The organism is Sphingobium sp. B11D3A (assembly GCF_025961695.1).
In the GTDB taxonomy this organism is placed as follows: Bacteria; Pseudomonadota; Alphaproteobacteria; order Sphingomonadales; family Sphingomonadaceae; genus Sphingobium.
Genome location: NZ_JAOQOE010000001.1, coordinates 1,456,432 through 1,470,933, shown reverse-complemented (window position 1 = coordinate 1,470,933; position 14,502 = coordinate 1,456,432). Strand labels below are relative to the sequence as shown.

The window sequence follows — 14,502 nt, the reverse complement described above, 5'->3', positions numbered from 1 at the left end:
AATATATTTTTCGCGCCAAGCGTAGCACCATGGGTGAAGCGAAAAAACCGCGCAAACGGGGGCAGGGCCGGCCGGCCGAAAATGGGGTTGGGCGCGAGGTCGTACTGCAAACGGCGGAACGGCTTGTGAAGGAGCATCCGCCCGAGCGCATCTCGATTGCGATGATCGCGCGGGAAGCGGGCGTGGACCCGGCGCTGGTGCGCTATTACTTCAAGGACCGCAGCAACCTGCTTCTGGCGGTTGCGACCTCGATGATGGACCGGGTGCCCTATAGCGCCCGCGATCCGCGCCCGGCGCATGAAGTGGTGGAAGACAATATTCGCCGCACGGCGCGGTTTACTCGCTCCAACCGCCATATCCACCGGCTGATGGTCGACGAGCTGGCCGACGCGAAATCGTCCGACGTGGGCGAGCGCCTCGGGGAGATGAACCGCGAGGCTGTCGCCTGGCTGGGCGAAGTGCTCGCGCGGGACTCCAGTTCGATCAGGGACGTCGATCCGGCCCTGCTTCACGTCGCGGTCCTCGGACTGTTCGACTTCTTTGCGACTGCCGAGCCCGTGGTCAGGCAACTCTTCCCGGCAGATATCGCTGCCGAGGAGCTGACCAGCCGATATGAGGAGTTCGTCGTCGACCTGCTGATGAACGGCCTGCGGCCCCGCACCTAGCTGGCGCCTTCCGCCACGCAGCGGTTGCGCTGGGTGCCAAGGCCAGTGATCGTCCCTTCCATCTCGTCGCCCGGCTGCAGGAACACGCCGAAGGCGGAGCCATTGCCATAAGGCGAGCCGGTGCAGATCACGTCGCCCGGCATCAACTCCACGCGGTCGGAGAGATAGGCAATCTGCCGCTCGATGCTGACCATCATGTCGCGCGTCGACTCGTTCTGGTAGACCTTGCCGTTGACCGACAGGGTGATCGTCAGATCATAGGGATCGGCGACATACTGCCGGGGCACGATCATCGGGCCGAAGGGCAGGAAGGTCGGGAAGCATTTGCCCGAGAGCCAGTCCGCACCCAGCCCGCCGGCATCGCGCCGGAAAATCTGCTCGCGCGCGGTGACGTCGTTGACCACCACGAAGCCGGCGACATGGTCCATGGCCTGCGCGGCGGAGACATGGCGGGCCGGCTTGCCGATCACCACGCCCAGTTCCAGCTCCCAGTCCGGCTTGATGACGTTGCGCGGCAGCACCACGGCATCGCGCGGACCGACCACGCAGGAGGGCAGCTTGATGAAGCAATAGGGTTCCGCCTGCGCGCGGGCGTCCATCATCTCCTCGACTTTGCGGCGGCGCTCGTCGTCGCTCATCGCCTCGGCATCGGCCGTGCGCATCGAGGGGTCGCCCATGACAAGGCCGACGACATGCTTCTTGTAATTGGCGCCGGTGCAGAACACCTGCCCGGGGCGATAGGGCGCCCGCACATCCGCCTCGGCAAAGCTCTGCGCACCGGCAAAGGCCGCCTCGTCAGCGGCCCAGCGCTCGATCTGCGGCAGGATCTCGTCCCACGCCGCCAGAAGGCCGGGCAGGTCGCGCTGCTCGCCCCAATGGGCCAGCGGGACGAAGCGATCGTCGCGGACGAGCACGGCAGCCGTGCCCACTGTCGCCAAACCAACCGTCATCAATAGGGCTCCTTGAGTTTCTGCATCGTTCCGCCGAGCATCTTGTTGGCATCCACCTGATTGCCGCCGGCCATCTCGATCTCGCCGATCCGCACCGAGTTTTCTACCACCATCCGCGCGCGCTCGAACCGGCGCAGGCCAAAGGCGGTCAGTGCGGCTTCGACATCGTCGGTCTTCGCCATCTCATCGGCGAGTACGAGGCCATCCTCGGCAGCGAGGCCGGCGCCCGAGGCCATATGCGGCGTGGTGGCATGGGCGGCATCGCCGATCACCACCACGCGCCCCTTGTGCCAGGGCAGGGGCAGGAGCTGCCATTCGAGCGGGCGGTAATTGACCAGCGAGTCTTCGCCGAGGCTTTCCCGGATTTTGACGATGTCGCCGCCATAGGGCGCGAGCAGCTCGGCGACGCGTGGCAGCATGTCCTCATCGGCATACCAGGGGTTGTCGGGCACATGCTCGAGGATGAATGCGTAGAGCTTATCCTGCGAGATCGGATTGAGGCCGAGCTTGACCGGGCCGCCGATGTACATTTCGGCGCCGTTGAGACCCTCGGGGCGGTCGGCGACGATGCGCCAGCAGCCCTGTCCGGTGAACTGCGGAGCCGGCGCATCGGGGAACAGGGTCTTGCGCGTCTTGGACTGGATGCCATCGGCCGCGACGACCAGATCGACGGTGCGCTCCGTGCCATCGGACAGGGCGACGGTCACCCCGTCCCCGCTTTCCCTGAACCCGCGCGGCTCGACGCCCAGCGTTACGGTGACGTCGGCCTTGCGAACATGCTTCTGCAAGATGGCATGAAGCACCGGGCGCATGATGCCGCCGCTCGAATCGATGGGAGCGAGCCCGGCATGGCGCGGCGTTTCCATCACCACCGCGCCGTCCGGCGTGCGCAGGCGAAAGCCGGTGCCGACAAAGCCCTGCTCGCGGATTTCATCCAGAATGCCGAGGTCATCGAACGCCCGCAAGGACAGGCCGGTGACGCTGATGCCAGCGCCATAAGCGCGCCATTGCGGGTCGATATCGATCAGTTCCACGGCGACGCCGCGTTTGGCGAGCGACAGGCTCGCGCTCATGCCACCGACGCCGCCGCCGACGACCAATGCTGTACGGATCATGCTGTAAGCGCCTTTCTTAGGCCGGAACCTGCCACAGGCCCTTGTCGGGCTGCATTTCGGCATGGGGCACATTGCCGGTGATGATGCGACCGGTGCCCCATTGATCGATGGTGTTCGGTCCCGGCTCATAATGCGTGACCTGCCAGCTGTTCTCGTCCACTTCCTCAAGATCGGAGGTGTACTCGACGGCATTGCCGTTGGGCGTGACGAAATAGCTGAAGGTGTTGTTGCCCGCGGTGTGCCGGCCCGGCCCCCAGCTCAGCTTGATGCCGCTCTCATGCATCCGTGCGAGGCCGCGCATCAGCTCGTCCACCGAACTCACGTCGAACGCGATGTGGTTGAGTGCCGGCGGTCCGGGGAGGATCGCGAGGCGGTGGTGCGCCGAGTTGCAGCGCAGGAAGACCATGAACTTGCCGATCCAGTCGGACAGGCGGAAGCCCAGCGCCTTCTGGTAGAAGTCTGCGAGCGCGACATGGTCAGGCGAGTGGAACACCACATGGCTGATGCCGATGGGGATGGCCTCGCCCTTGTCGAGCTTGCGGAACTCACGCGGGGTGCTGTCGCAGATCACCTCCATCGCCCGCCCGTCAGGATCGAAGAAGCGGAAGGCGAAGCCCCCGGCCGGGCCGCTGGCCGGGGCGGGTTCGCTGATGATCTTCGCGCCGGCTGCCTTCACCTGTTCGAAGATGGCGAGCACATCCTCCTTGGAGGCGGCGGAGAAGCCGACAAGATCGGTCTTCTTCTCCGCGTCTTCCCGCAGCACGATCACATAGGGGTGGGGCATGCCTTCGGCGGCGAAGTAGACGCGGCCGTCCTGCTCCGCGACCTCAATCAGCCCCCAGGTCTTGCCGTAGAACTCGCGTTCCTTGGCAAGGTCCGGCACGGCCATGGCGACATAATGAAGATCGGTAACGCTAACCATGCATAACTCCCTGGATGAGCCTGACCTTGCTCAGAACTTGCCGCCGATACGCAGACCGTAGGTCCGGGGCTGTTCTGCGCTGGCCGTGACCAGCGAGGCCGATGTGATGTTGCCGGTGATGAGGCGCTGATTATTCTCGATATTGTTGATGTACGCCGTGACGAAGAACCGGTCATCCTCCGTTGCGAGCGTCAGCGACGCATAGCTCACAAACGCCGCTTCCGACCGGAGATAGGGCAAATAGTCCGCCGTAGAATAGCTCGATCCACGATAGCGCGTCCCGCCCTGCAGCACAGCCTTGTATGTGCCGAGCGGAATGGTCTGCTGCGCGTCGAGATTGAACGACCATTTCGGCGAGTTGAACGCCTGGTTGCCCGAGCAGTCGATACGGAACACGCTGATCGTGCCACCGGGCGTGACCTGCAACTCTGGCGTCGAGGCGCAGGTGGTGTTGGCCGGCAGGCCCTGATTCGGCGCGAAGTAGACGAAGCTGTCATATTTCGTGTCGAGATACTGCACATTCGCCGAGAGCAGGGTGTTCGGCGTGGCCATGAACTCCACGTCGAGATCCAGCCCCTTGATCGTGCTGTTGCCGATGTTGCGCGTCAGGAACACGGTCGAGGGCGGCGTGCCGAGATCATAGCCGAACTGGCTGAACTGCTGGTCCTTGTACTTCCACAGGAAGCCCTCGAGGTTTACCTGCAGGCGGTTGTCGAGGAACCGATTCTTGGTGCCGATGGTGTAGGCGTCGATCGTTTCCGGCCGATAGGTTTCAAGGCCGCGTGCGAAGTTGAAGCCGCCGGCGTGATAGCCCGTCTCGAAGCTGGCATAGACCATGTTGCGCGGCGAGAAATCATATTGCGCGGCCAGGCGATAGGTGAACTTGTTGTTCGTCAGGCCGGAATTGATGGGGATTTGCGAGCGCAGGACAAAAGGTGCGGTCTGTGATCCGCCCGCGATCGGCGGCAGGGCGAAGAGCGGGACCGGCGTGATCGGGATACCGCGCTGGCCATAGAAGGCCTGCAAATCGGCTTCCGTCTCCGCCAGAGGGATGAACGGCAGGGTGGGGCAGATATCCTGCGGCGGCGCGGGATTGCCGCAGAACAGGATGTAGACATTCGAGGTGCCGTCGAACCGCTTCTTGTCCGAGGTGTAACGCGCGCCGGCCGTCAGGCTCAGCTGTTCGACAGGGCGCACGGTGAGCTTGCCGAAGCCTGCCCAGCTCTCCGTTTTCGTCCGAAAATTCTGGTAGGGCGAGAGGCTCTGCTGGTTATAGCGGGCGACTGCTGCGATTTCCTCATCGAAGTACATCGCGCCAATCAGATAATCGACCGAGGGGCCGAAGTCGCCGGTCCAGCGGGCTTCGACGCTGGTCTGCTTGTCCTTTTCCTTGGTGTAACCTTGGCGGAACACGCCGTTGAAGGCATATTCGAGGTCCGCCTCGCGATAAGCGGGCTGGACCGTCAGCGTACCGGCGGGCGTGGTGTAGTTCAGCTCGGCAGTTATGCCCCAATAGTCATTGTCGTTGAACGGCACGCCATCCACGACCGCGCCGGCCCGGCCGACCTGCGTGAAGAAGCGCGGCGCCAGATAGGCGTTGGAGGCCGGATCGAGCAGGCCCTGTTGGGTCGAGAAGTTGCTGGGCACGAACTGATATCCCGAGGGGCCGTTCGGGCCGAAGGTCGGGTTGACGGCGCCCAGATAATAGCCGCTGCTGCTCGCGCCGCCCTGGTGGGCATAATCGGCAGCGACACGAAGCGAGAGATCCGGCGTCGGCTCGGCATAGATCTGCAGGCGGCCGCCATGTTCGCGCTGGTTGCCGGTGCCGTCGGTCTGGAAGGCATCGTGGCTGGAGAATGTGCCGGCGGCACGCAGGGCGACAGTTTCGCCGAGCGGCACGTTCAGCGCGGCCTGGCCGGTGAACCAGTTATAATTGCCATAACCCAGGGTCGCGCTGCCGGATGTCTCGCCCAGCTTGGGCCGATTGGGGATGACATTGATGGCGCCCGCCGTGGCGTTACGCCCATAGAGCGTGCCCTGCGGTCCCTTGAGCACTTCGACGCGCTGCAGATCGTAGAACACGCCCGAGGTCGAGGTGGGGCGGCCGATGTAGACCCCGTCATAGTTGAACGAGATCGCCGGGTCCGAATAGGCGTTGACGGTGGAGTTGCCCACGCCGCGCACGAAGAAGACCGTCGTCGGCCCGCCGCCGCCGGATGCGGACAGGGACGGGGAGATGCGCGAGAGGTCTTCCGCGCGCACCACATTCTGGCGGGTCAGTTCCTCGGGCCGAATCACATCGACGGCGAGGGGGGTGCGCTGGCTGTTCTCTTCCACGCGCTGGGCGGTGACGATGATGTCGACCAGGCCACCATCATTGGTCGTATCGGCCGGCGAAACCGCGGCGCCCTGCGCAGCGACAGCGGTGGGGATGAAGGCGGCGCACGCGACGGTGCACAACAACAAAGCTCTCATGTTCACTCTCCCAAGACGGCTCTCAGCGACCGTTAATTCCTGATGTACGGAATTATGGATCGCCTGACAAGCGGTCTTCTGAGAGCGCGTCGATCATCTTGATAAAGAATGAGAATGTGGGCGGTGCTGCCCAGACGCAAAAAGGGCGGCCCGTAAACCGAGCCGCCCTTCTGTGATATACGCGGAGCAGCGCCGGGAGGCGCTACCCCTCAGATTCAGTCGCGAATTGCGCGTCCGGTGTTTTCCAGCGCGGCGCCCGTGCGGTCGGCTGCGGCATCGGCACCACGGCTGATGTCGTCGCCCACGCGATCCGCCGCAGCGCCGGCTTCGCGCGCGCCCTGCTGGATGTCGTCGCCGATCCGGTCTGCGGCGGCGCCGGCCTCGCGGCTCGCCTCGCGGGATTCCTGCGCGGCATGGTCACCGGCATGCTCGACATCGTTGCCGACGGCATCGGCCGCTTCGCTGGTTTCCTGCTGCGCCTTCTCACTGCAGGCTGCGATGGGCAGCGAGATGAGGGCCAGGCTGGCGAGAGTGGCGGGAAGTTTCATGGATAACCTCGTTCGATTGCTGCGCGGCGGACTTGCGCGCCGCTGAAATGGGGATTTGATAGGGCTGATCGGCGTCGGCTAGTTGACGTGGACGCCGCCGAGCGAGCCTAGCACGCCAAAGGCCTGCAGCAGCCAGAGCACCACCGCGATCACCACGACGATGTTGAGGATGCTTTTGATCTTGCCGTCCATCGGAATGTACGTGTTGATGAGCCACAGCAACACGCCGACGACGATCAAGATGATGATGATGTTGAGAAGCGACATGCAACCCTCCCGGTCTTTTTAAACGGCTGGACGACAGCGATCTCCCAGGCTGTGTCCCGCGCGCGCATCCCAGATGCTGCTCAAAGGAACGTCCGGCCCGGCGTGTAGTTCCACGGCGGGCGGCGCGATGTGCCCTTGCCGGCGCCGGTGGAGCCGCCCGTCGCTTGCGCCAGCGCGCGCCCTCGCGTAGGGGCGGGCGCTGATTTCCTGTTCGTCTGCGCAGGGCAGCTAGGGGCGGACGCCGCGCCTCGCCCGATGCGGACGCCATAGCGATTGCCGGAAGCCCATGACCGACCAGCCAAGCCAGAAGAGCGAAGACTTCAAGAGCACCGTCTTCCTGCCGCAGACCGACTTCCCGATGAAGGCCGGTCTCGCCCAGAAGGAGCCGGGCATTCTCGCGCGCTGGCAGGCGCAGGATCTTTACGGCAAGCTGCGCGCGGAGCGGAAGGGCCGCACCCGCTTCATCCTCCATGATGGCCCACCCTATGCGAATGGCGACATTCACATGGGCCATGCGATGAACAAGGTGTTGAAGGATATCATCGTGCGCAGCCAGAGCCTGCTCGGCAAGGATGCGCCCTATGTGCCCGGCTGGGATTGTCACGGTCTCCCCATCGAGTGGAAGATCGAGGAGGAATATCGCAAGAAGAAGCTGAACAAGGACGAGGTTCCCCCACAGGAATTCCGCGCCCAGTGCCGCGCTTATGCGGACAAGTGGGTGGGCGTGCAGAAGGAGCAGTTCAAGCGCCTCGGCATCATGGGCGATTGGGAAGACCCCTATCTCACCATGAAGTTCGAGGCCGAGGCGGCGATTGTCGGCGAGCTTTTGAAGTTCGCCGAGAGCGACCAGCTCTATCGCGGCGCCAAGCCGGTGATGTGGTCGCCGGTTGAAAAGACTGCGCTGGCCGAGGCTGAGGTTGAGTATGAGGACGTCACCTCGACGCAGATCGATCTGGCGTTCGAGATTGTGGAAGCGCCGAATGCGCCGGAGCTGGTCGGCGCCTATGCGGTGATCTGGACGACGACCCCGTGGACGATCCCTGTGAACCAGGCGATCGCTTATGGGGAGGGGATTTCCTACGCGCTCGTTGATCTGCGGTTGGACGCTCACAAGCGTGGTGAGTTCAACGAGGATGCGCCCTTGGAAAAGCTCGCTGGTAAGCGTGTCCTCGTTGCTGAGGAACTGGTGCCCAGTTTCCTTGATCGCTGGCGCAAGGAACTTGAAAAGAACGCCGATTCATCGTCGGAGTTCATCTTTACTCCGGCAGCCGAATGGACCCTCATTAAGAGTGCCCAACTCGCTGGCGCCGTCGCCCGTCATCCAATGCATGAGCGCGGGGATTTCTTCGACCGTCCCCGCCCGTTCATCGCCGCCGATCATGTTACCACCGATGCCGGCACCGGCCTCGTTCACATGGCGCCGGATCATGGCGAGGAAGATTTCATCGCCTGCAAGGCGGTCGGCATCGATCCCGTGTTCGCCGTCACCGATGATGGCCGCTACCGTGACGACTGGGCGTGGCTCGGTGGGCAGGGTAGTGTCATCAATACGAAGTTCAACGGTCCCGATGGCCCGATCCTCACCGATCTGCGTGAGGCCGGGGCGCTGCTGTCCGCCGGCGATTTCCAGCACAGCTATCCGCATAGCTGGCGCTCCAAGGCGCGGATCATCTATCGCTGCACGCCGCAATGGTTCATTCCGATGGACAAGGCGAGCACCGCGTCCGACGTCGAGATCGCGCCGCTCGCTGGCATTGGTGCGGGCATCGCGCTGGGCGTCAACGCCGCTGCGCCGCTCAGCAACGGCCCGACGCTGCGCGAAGTGGCGCTCGATGCCATCGAGGCGACGCGCTGGGTGCCGGCCCGCTCACGCAACCGCATCCACGCCATGGTCAGCGACCGCCCGGACTGGGTGATCTCGCGCCAGCGCGCCTGGGGCGTGCCCATTGCGCTCTATGTGAACCGCCAGACCGGCCAGTATCTCAACGATCCCGCCGTCAATGCCCGCATTGTCGAGGCGTTCAAGCAGGGCGGGGCGGATGCATGGTTCGGCGCGGATCATCAGGCGCTGCTCGGCCCGGACTATGCGCTGGCGGACTATGAGGTCGTCAACGACATTCTCGACGTGTGGTTCGACAGCGGCTCGACTCACGCCTTCGTGGTCGAGGCGCGCTATGGCGAGGGTGCCCGCGCCGACCTGTATCTCGAAGGATCGGACCAGCATCGCGGCTGGTTCCAGTCCTCGCTGCTGGAAAGCTGCGGTACGCGCGGTCATGCGCCTTATGGCGCGGTGCTCACCCACGGCTTCGCGCTGGACGGGCAGGGCCGCAAGATGTCCAAGAGCCTGGGCAACACGGTCGATCCGCTCAAGGTGATGGACGAGAGCGGCGCCGACATCTTGCGCATGTGGGCGGCCTCCACCGACTATTTCGATGATGTGCGCATCGGCAAGGAAGTGCTGGCCGGCGCCTCGGATGCCTATCGCAAGCTGCGCAACACCTTCCGCTATCTGCTGGGCGCTCTCGCCGGCTTTGAGGCGGCGGATCGGGTGGCGACCTCTGCCATGCCGGAGCTGGAGCGCTATATGCTACATCGCCTCGCCGAGCTGGACGTGGAGCTGCGCGCGGTGGTCGACAAGGGCGAGGAGCGGGACATCTGGCTGGAGTTCGGCCGCTATACCCGCGCGCTCAACGACTTCGCCAATAATGATCTCTCGGCCTTCTTCTTCGATATCCGCAAGGATTGCCTCTATTGCGATGTGAACCCGGCGACGGGCGCGGAGACGGACAAGCGCCGCGCTTATCGCACCGTGCTGGACCATCTCTTCCACGCACTGGTGCGCTATGCCGCGCCGATCATCCCCTTCACCGCCGAGGAAGTCTGGCAGGCGCGCTATCCGAGCGAGGATGGCTCGGTGCATCTGCTCGAATGGCCCGAGGTGGACCGGCTGTGGCGCGATCCGTCGCTCGGCGTGCGCTGGGCGGCGATCCGTTCATCGCGCGATCAGGTGAACGAGGCCATTGAGCCTCTGCGGCGCGAGAAGGTCGTGCGCTCCAGCCTCGCGGCGGATGTGCGGATGGCCGATGTGCCCGAGGACGTGGATTTTGCGGAGATGTGCATCGTGGCCAGCGTGACGCAGGATGCTGATCTGGCCGCCCCGGCGATCACCGCGACGGACAAGCACAAATGCGGCCGCTGCTGGCGCCATCTGCCCGAGGTGGACGCGGATGGCGACCTGTGCGGGCGTTGCGCGGAGGTGCTCGCATGAGCGCGGCGCTTGCCGGGGCCTGGCGCAAGGCGGCGGTGGCGCTTGCGCTCGGCGTGACTGCGCTTGACCAGCTCGTCAAATATTTCGTCACGCAGGTGCTGGAACTGCACGAGCGCGGCCTTGTCGGCATCGAGCTGATCCCGTTCTTCAAGCTGACCTACGCCGAGAATCGCGGCATTTCGATGGGCTTCTTCCACGCCGAGACCGACGTGATGCGCTGGGCGCTGGTCGCCATGACCATGGCTGTCTCCGCCTTCGTGCTCTGGTGGATCTGGCGTGAGAAGGAGCGCGACGATGCGCTGGCGCTCGGCCTGGTGCTGGGCGGCGCCATCGGCAACATCATCGACCGGGTGCGGCTGGGCTATGTCATCGACTATGCCGATTTCCACATTGGCGAGTGGCGGCCGTTCCTCATTTTCAACCTTGCCGATGCCGCAATCAGTATCGGCGTCGTCATCCTGCTTGCACGCGCGCTGCTGCTGCGCGAAAAGACCGCAGCGAAGGAGTCCCGTTAACATGCGTCTGTCTTATCGTCTTCCGGTTGTGCTCGCCGGCCTGACCCTGCTGTCCGCCTGCGGAGGCACGAGCCTGTTCAACCGTGACCGGCCGGACGAAATGGCTGTTTCTCGCCAGCCGCCGCTGGTCATTCCGCCGGACTTCTCGCTCTCGCCCCCGGCGCCCGGTACAGCGGCCAGCCAGCAGAATCTCAACCAGCAGGCGCTCGAGGCGATGTTCGGCGGTACCGCTGCGCGCAGCGGCGCTGAGACCTCGGCGCTGCGCGAAGCCGGCCGCTCGCTGGCCGAGGTCGGCATCCGCTCGGTCGTTGGCGACCCGAAGACGGAAGTGCTCGAAAAGGGCCGTGTGACGCAGGACATCATTGCCGCGCCCGAGGGTGACGGCCAGTTCGCGCGCGTGGTTGCGTCCGCGCAATAAGGCGCAGCTTATCAGCATGAGTGACGGCGCCGCCCCGAAGGGCAGCGCTGCAACCTTTCCGCTCAGCGGCTCGTTGAGCGGGGGAAAGGAGAGTCACTCATGTCTCACGATATCAAGGATGATTTCTGGAAGGCGCTGGCCGCCAGCCCGGTGCTGATGGTCCGCCGCAACGGCAGCGACGAGCACGCGCTGCCCATGCATGCCTGCCTGGATAAGGATCTCGGCCCGGCTTATGGCGGTGCGGTCTGGTTCTTTACCGAGCGCGACAATCGCCTTGCGTCCGGCGGGCCGGCCATGGCGCAGTTCATGTCCAAGGGGCATGATGTGTTCGCCTGCGTTTCAGGTGAGCTTGTCGAGGAAACCGATGAGGGGCTGATCGACCGCTTTTGGAGCAACCCTGTCGAAGCGTGGTTCGACGGCCGCGACGACCCCAAGCTGCTGGTGCTGCGGATGGACCTTGGCGACATCGAAATCTGGACAGCCGATCTTGGCATCAAGGGCCGTCTCAAGCTGCTGACGGGCAGCCGCATCGATCCGCAGGAAGCCGGCGATCACGCGCAGATGCCGGTTTGATCGGTCGGATCAATCCCGCGCGGTCAGGCGCTTGGCGAGCGCCATGGCCGCTGCGGGATTGCGCTCTTTCGCACCGGAAATGAAGTAGGCGAAGACATCGCGGGACTGCGCGGGCGCTTTGTCTGGCGTGACATAGGTCAGTGCTTCTGGCGCCTGTCCGGCCGCCCATGATTGGGCGATCGCAGCCCATTGATCGAGATCGGCGGCTGCGTAGCCGGTCTCGACCTGTTCATCACTCTTCATCAGGCGGGCATAGACAAAATCGGCGGTCAGATCGGCGACCTGCGGGTGCTCGTCATGGTCCGCGACCACGATGGCGACGCCATGTTGCCGGGCGAGGGCGACGAACTCGGGACACGCAAAGCTTTGATGACGCACCTCGACGGCGTGGCGGGTGCGAACGCCATCGATCTTGTCCGGTAGCATGGCGAAAAAGGCGGCCATGTCGTCGGCATCGAACTGACGCGTCGGGCGGAACTGCCAGAGGATTGGCCCGAGCTTGTCGCCCAGCTCGGAGAGGCCCGAATTCAGGAATTTTCCGATCGATTCGCCGGCCTCGGCGAGCTTCTTCTTCGCCACGCAATATTGCAGCGCCTTGACCGCATAGACGAACCCGTCCGGCGCCGCGTCGCGCCATTTGGCGAAGGTCGCCGGCGACTGGGTGCGGTAGAAGGTGCCGTTGATCTCGATCGTCGCGAGATGATTGACGGCGTAGTCCAGCTCCTTCGCCTTGGGCAGATCGGCCGGGTAGAAGGTGCTGCGCCACGGCTCATAGGTCCAGCCGCCGATCCCGGTGCGGATAGCGCCGGCCGTCACGCCCGCGCTCCGGTCTCCTCGATGCCGGTGCTGTTATGGCGCAGCGCCGTCAGCACCGTCTCGACGATATGCGGCGCATTCAGCCGGGCGTCGTCATACTGCTTTTCCGGCTTGTCCTGATCCTGGAACAAATCCGGCAGGCGCAGGGTACGCAGCTTGAGGCCGGCGTCGATGAGGCCTTCGTCGCTTGCGAGAGTCAGCACATGCGCGCCGAAGCCGCCGATGCTGCCTTCCTCGACCGTCACCGCCACATCATGGGTGGTGAGCAGCTTGCGGATCAGCGCTTCATCCAAGGGCTTGGCGAAGCGCAAGTCGGCGACGGTGGTGGAGAGGCCGCGCGCGTCCAGCGCATCGGCGGCCTTGAGCGCTTCCTCCAGCCGCGTGCCGAGCGAGAGGATGGCGACGCGCTTGCCTTCGCGCACGATGCGGCCCTTGCCGATCTCCAGCCGCTCCGGCTTGGCGGGCAGGGGAACGCCGACGCCATTGCCGCGCGGGTAACGCAGCGCGATGGGGCTGCTGTCATGGCAGGCGGCGGTGTGGACCATGTGGACCAGATCGGCCTCGTCGGCTGCCGCCATCACCACCATGTTGGGCAGAGTGGCGAGATAGGTGATGTCGAAGCTGCCGGCGTGAGTGCTGCCATCCGCACCGACCAGCCCGGCGCGGTCGATGGCGAAGCGCACTGGCAGGTTCTGGATCGCCACGTCATGCACCACCTGATCATAGGCGCGCTGCAGGAAGGTCGAGTAGATCGCCGCGAACGGGCGCATCCCCTGCGCAGCGAGGCCGGCGGCAAAGGTCACGGCATGCTGCTCGGCAATGCCGACGTCGAAGCAGCGGTTCGGGAAGGTCTTCTGGAACTTGTCGAGCCCGGTGCCCGAGGGCATGGCAGCGGTGATCGCGATGATTTTTTCGTCGCGCTCGGCCTCGGCCATCAGGGCCTGAGCAAAGACATTGGTGTAGCTGGGCGGGCCGGCGGGGGCTTTGGCCTGTTCGCCGGTCACGACGTTGAACTTCTGCACGCCGTGATATTTGTCCGCGGCCGCCTCGGCAGGGCCGTAGCCCTTGCCCTTTTGCGTGACGACATGGACGAGCACCGGCCCGTCCGCCATGTCGCGCACATTCTCTAGCACGGGGATCAGCTGGTCAAGATTGTGGCCATCGATGGGGCCGACATAATAGAAGCCCAGCTCCTCGAAGAGCGTGCCGCCCATGGCCATGCCGCGGGCGAACTCGTCCGTCTTACGGGCGGCCTGGTGGAGCGGCCGGGGCAGCTTGCGCGCCAGCTTGCGCAGCGCTTCGCGCACCGAGAGGAACTCGCGGCTGGAGACGATCCGCGCCAGATAGGCCGAGAGGCCGCCCACCGGCGGCGCTATGGACATGTCATTATCGTTGAGGATGACGACGAGCCGGTTGCCGGCCTCGCGCGCATTGTTCATCGCCTCATAGGCCATGCCGGCCGACATGGCGCCATCCCCGATGACGGCGATGCCCTTGCCGGGCTGGCCGCTCAGCTTGTTGGCGATGGCAAAGCCGAGCGCGGCGCTGATCGAGGTGGAGCTGTGCGCGGCGCCGAAGGGATCATATTCGCTCTCGGCGCGCTTGGTGAAGCCGGACAGGCCACCGCCCTGGCGCAGCGTCCGAATACGGTCGCGCCGGTCGGTCAGGATTTTGTGCGGATAGCATTGATGCCCGACATCCCAAACCAGCTTGTCGTCGGGCGTGTTGAACACATAATGGATGGCAGTCGTCAGCTCGACGACGCCAAGGCCGGAGCCCAGATGGCCGCCGGTCGTGCCGACAGCGGAAATCGTTTCTGCGCGCAACTCATCGGCCAACTGCCGCAGTTGTTCGGGGGCGAGCTTGCGAAGATCGGCGGGGGTGCGCACCTGATCGAGCAGGGGCGTCTCGGGCTGGTCCATCATCGGCTCTTATCTAGTGCGTTAACCGGCCATTGTCGAACGGTCATC

At 64.6% G+C, this 14,502-nt stretch carries 13 protein-coding genes; 5 read left to right on the top strand and 8 right to left on the bottom strand.

The features are described from left to right. Positions 1–29 precede the first annotated feature (29 nt). Positions 30–665 (top strand): TetR/AcrR family transcriptional regulator, encoded by a 636-nt coding sequence (locus M2332_RS06995; protein WP_264573482.1) that lies wholly within the window; start codon positions 30–32, stop codon positions 663–665. Here the strand turns inward: M2332_RS06995 and M2332_RS06990 are convergent. The 6 genes from M2332_RS06990 to M2332_RS06965 form a co-directional block, all read right to left on the bottom strand. Further along, complete coding sequence (locus M2332_RS06990) at positions 662–1,615, bottom strand: fumarylacetoacetate hydrolase family protein (protein WP_181560479.1); 954 nt, start codon at positions 1,613–1,615, stop codon at positions 662–664. The two genes, M2332_RS06995 and M2332_RS06990, sit on opposite strands and share 4 nt — an antisense overlap. Further along, on the bottom strand, positions 1,615–2,730 hold the full coding sequence (locus tag M2332_RS06985; protein ID WP_264573481.1) for an FAD-dependent oxidoreductase: 1,116 nt from the start codon (positions 2,728–2,730) through the stop codon (positions 1,615–1,617). Before M2332_RS06985 ends, M2332_RS06990 begins: the two co-directional genes overlap by 1 nt. Positions 2,731–2,746: 16 nt before the next feature. Beyond that, positions 2,747–3,652, bottom strand: coding sequence for a VOC family protein (locus M2332_RS06980; RefSeq protein WP_264573480.1), 906 nt, complete (start codon positions 3,650–3,652; stop codon positions 2,747–2,749). A 30-nt stretch (positions 3,653–3,682) separates the two neighbouring features. After that, positions 3,683–6,127 (bottom strand): TonB-dependent receptor, encoded by a 2,445-nt coding sequence (locus tag M2332_RS06975; protein WP_264573479.1) that lies wholly within the window; start codon positions 6,125–6,127, stop codon positions 3,683–3,685. A 215-nt stretch (positions 6,128–6,342) separates the two neighbouring features. Next, on the bottom strand, positions 6,343–6,675 hold the full coding sequence (locus M2332_RS06970) for an entericidin EcnAB (protein WP_181560475.1): 333 nt from the start codon (positions 6,673–6,675) through the stop codon (positions 6,343–6,345). Positions 6,676–6,753: 78 nt separating this feature from the next. Then, the gene (locus M2332_RS06965) at positions 6,754–6,942 is read right to left on the bottom strand and encodes a Thivi_2564 family membrane protein (RefSeq protein ID WP_181560474.1); all 189 of its coding nucleotides are present in this window, start codon (positions 6,940–6,942) and stop codon (positions 6,754–6,756) included. Between the two features lie 286 nt (positions 6,943–7,228). On the opposite strand from M2332_RS06965, the gene ileS reads away from it, so the two are divergent. From ileS to M2332_RS06945, 4 genes are all read left to right on the top strand, one after another. Continuing rightward, positions 7,229–10,210: an isoleucine--tRNA ligase gene (ileS, locus tag M2332_RS06960; RefSeq protein ID WP_264573478.1), complete on the top strand. Its 2,982-nt coding sequence runs from the start codon at positions 7,229–7,231 to the stop codon at positions 10,208–10,210. Continuing rightward, positions 10,207–10,725 carry a signal peptidase II gene (gene lspA / locus M2332_RS06955; RefSeq protein WP_264571159.1) on the top strand — a complete coding sequence of 173 codons (519 nt, stop codon included), beginning with the start codon at positions 10,207–10,209 and terminating at the stop codon, positions 10,723–10,725. Before ileS ends, lspA begins: the two co-directional genes overlap by 4 nt. 1 nt (position 10,726) lies before the next feature. Next, on the top strand, positions 10,727–11,143 hold the full coding sequence (locus M2332_RS06950; protein ID WP_181560472.1) for a DUF3035 domain-containing protein: 417 nt from the start codon (positions 10,727–10,729) through the stop codon (positions 11,141–11,143). A gap of 99 nt (positions 11,144–11,242) precedes the next feature. Next, positions 11,243–11,716 (top strand): pyridoxamine 5'-phosphate oxidase family protein, encoded by a 474-nt coding sequence (locus M2332_RS06945; protein WP_181560471.1) that lies wholly within the window; start codon positions 11,243–11,245, stop codon positions 11,714–11,716. A gap of 9 nt (positions 11,717–11,725) precedes the next feature. Here M2332_RS06945 and M2332_RS06940 read toward each other — a convergent pair whose 3' ends face one another. Together M2332_RS06940 and dxs are read right to left on the bottom strand one after the other, a co-directional pair. Next, positions 11,726–12,532, bottom strand: coding sequence for a DUF72 domain-containing protein (locus tag M2332_RS06940; RefSeq protein ID WP_264573477.1), 807 nt, complete (start codon positions 12,530–12,532; stop codon positions 11,726–11,728). Then, the gene (gene dxs / locus M2332_RS06935; protein ID WP_264573476.1) at positions 12,529–14,457 is read right to left on the bottom strand and encodes a 1-deoxy-D-xylulose-5-phosphate synthase; all 1,929 of its coding nucleotides are present in this window, start codon (positions 14,455–14,457) and stop codon (positions 12,529–12,531) included. Before dxs ends, M2332_RS06940 begins: the two co-directional genes overlap by 4 nt. Between the last annotated feature and the right edge of the window lie 45 nt (positions 14,458–14,502).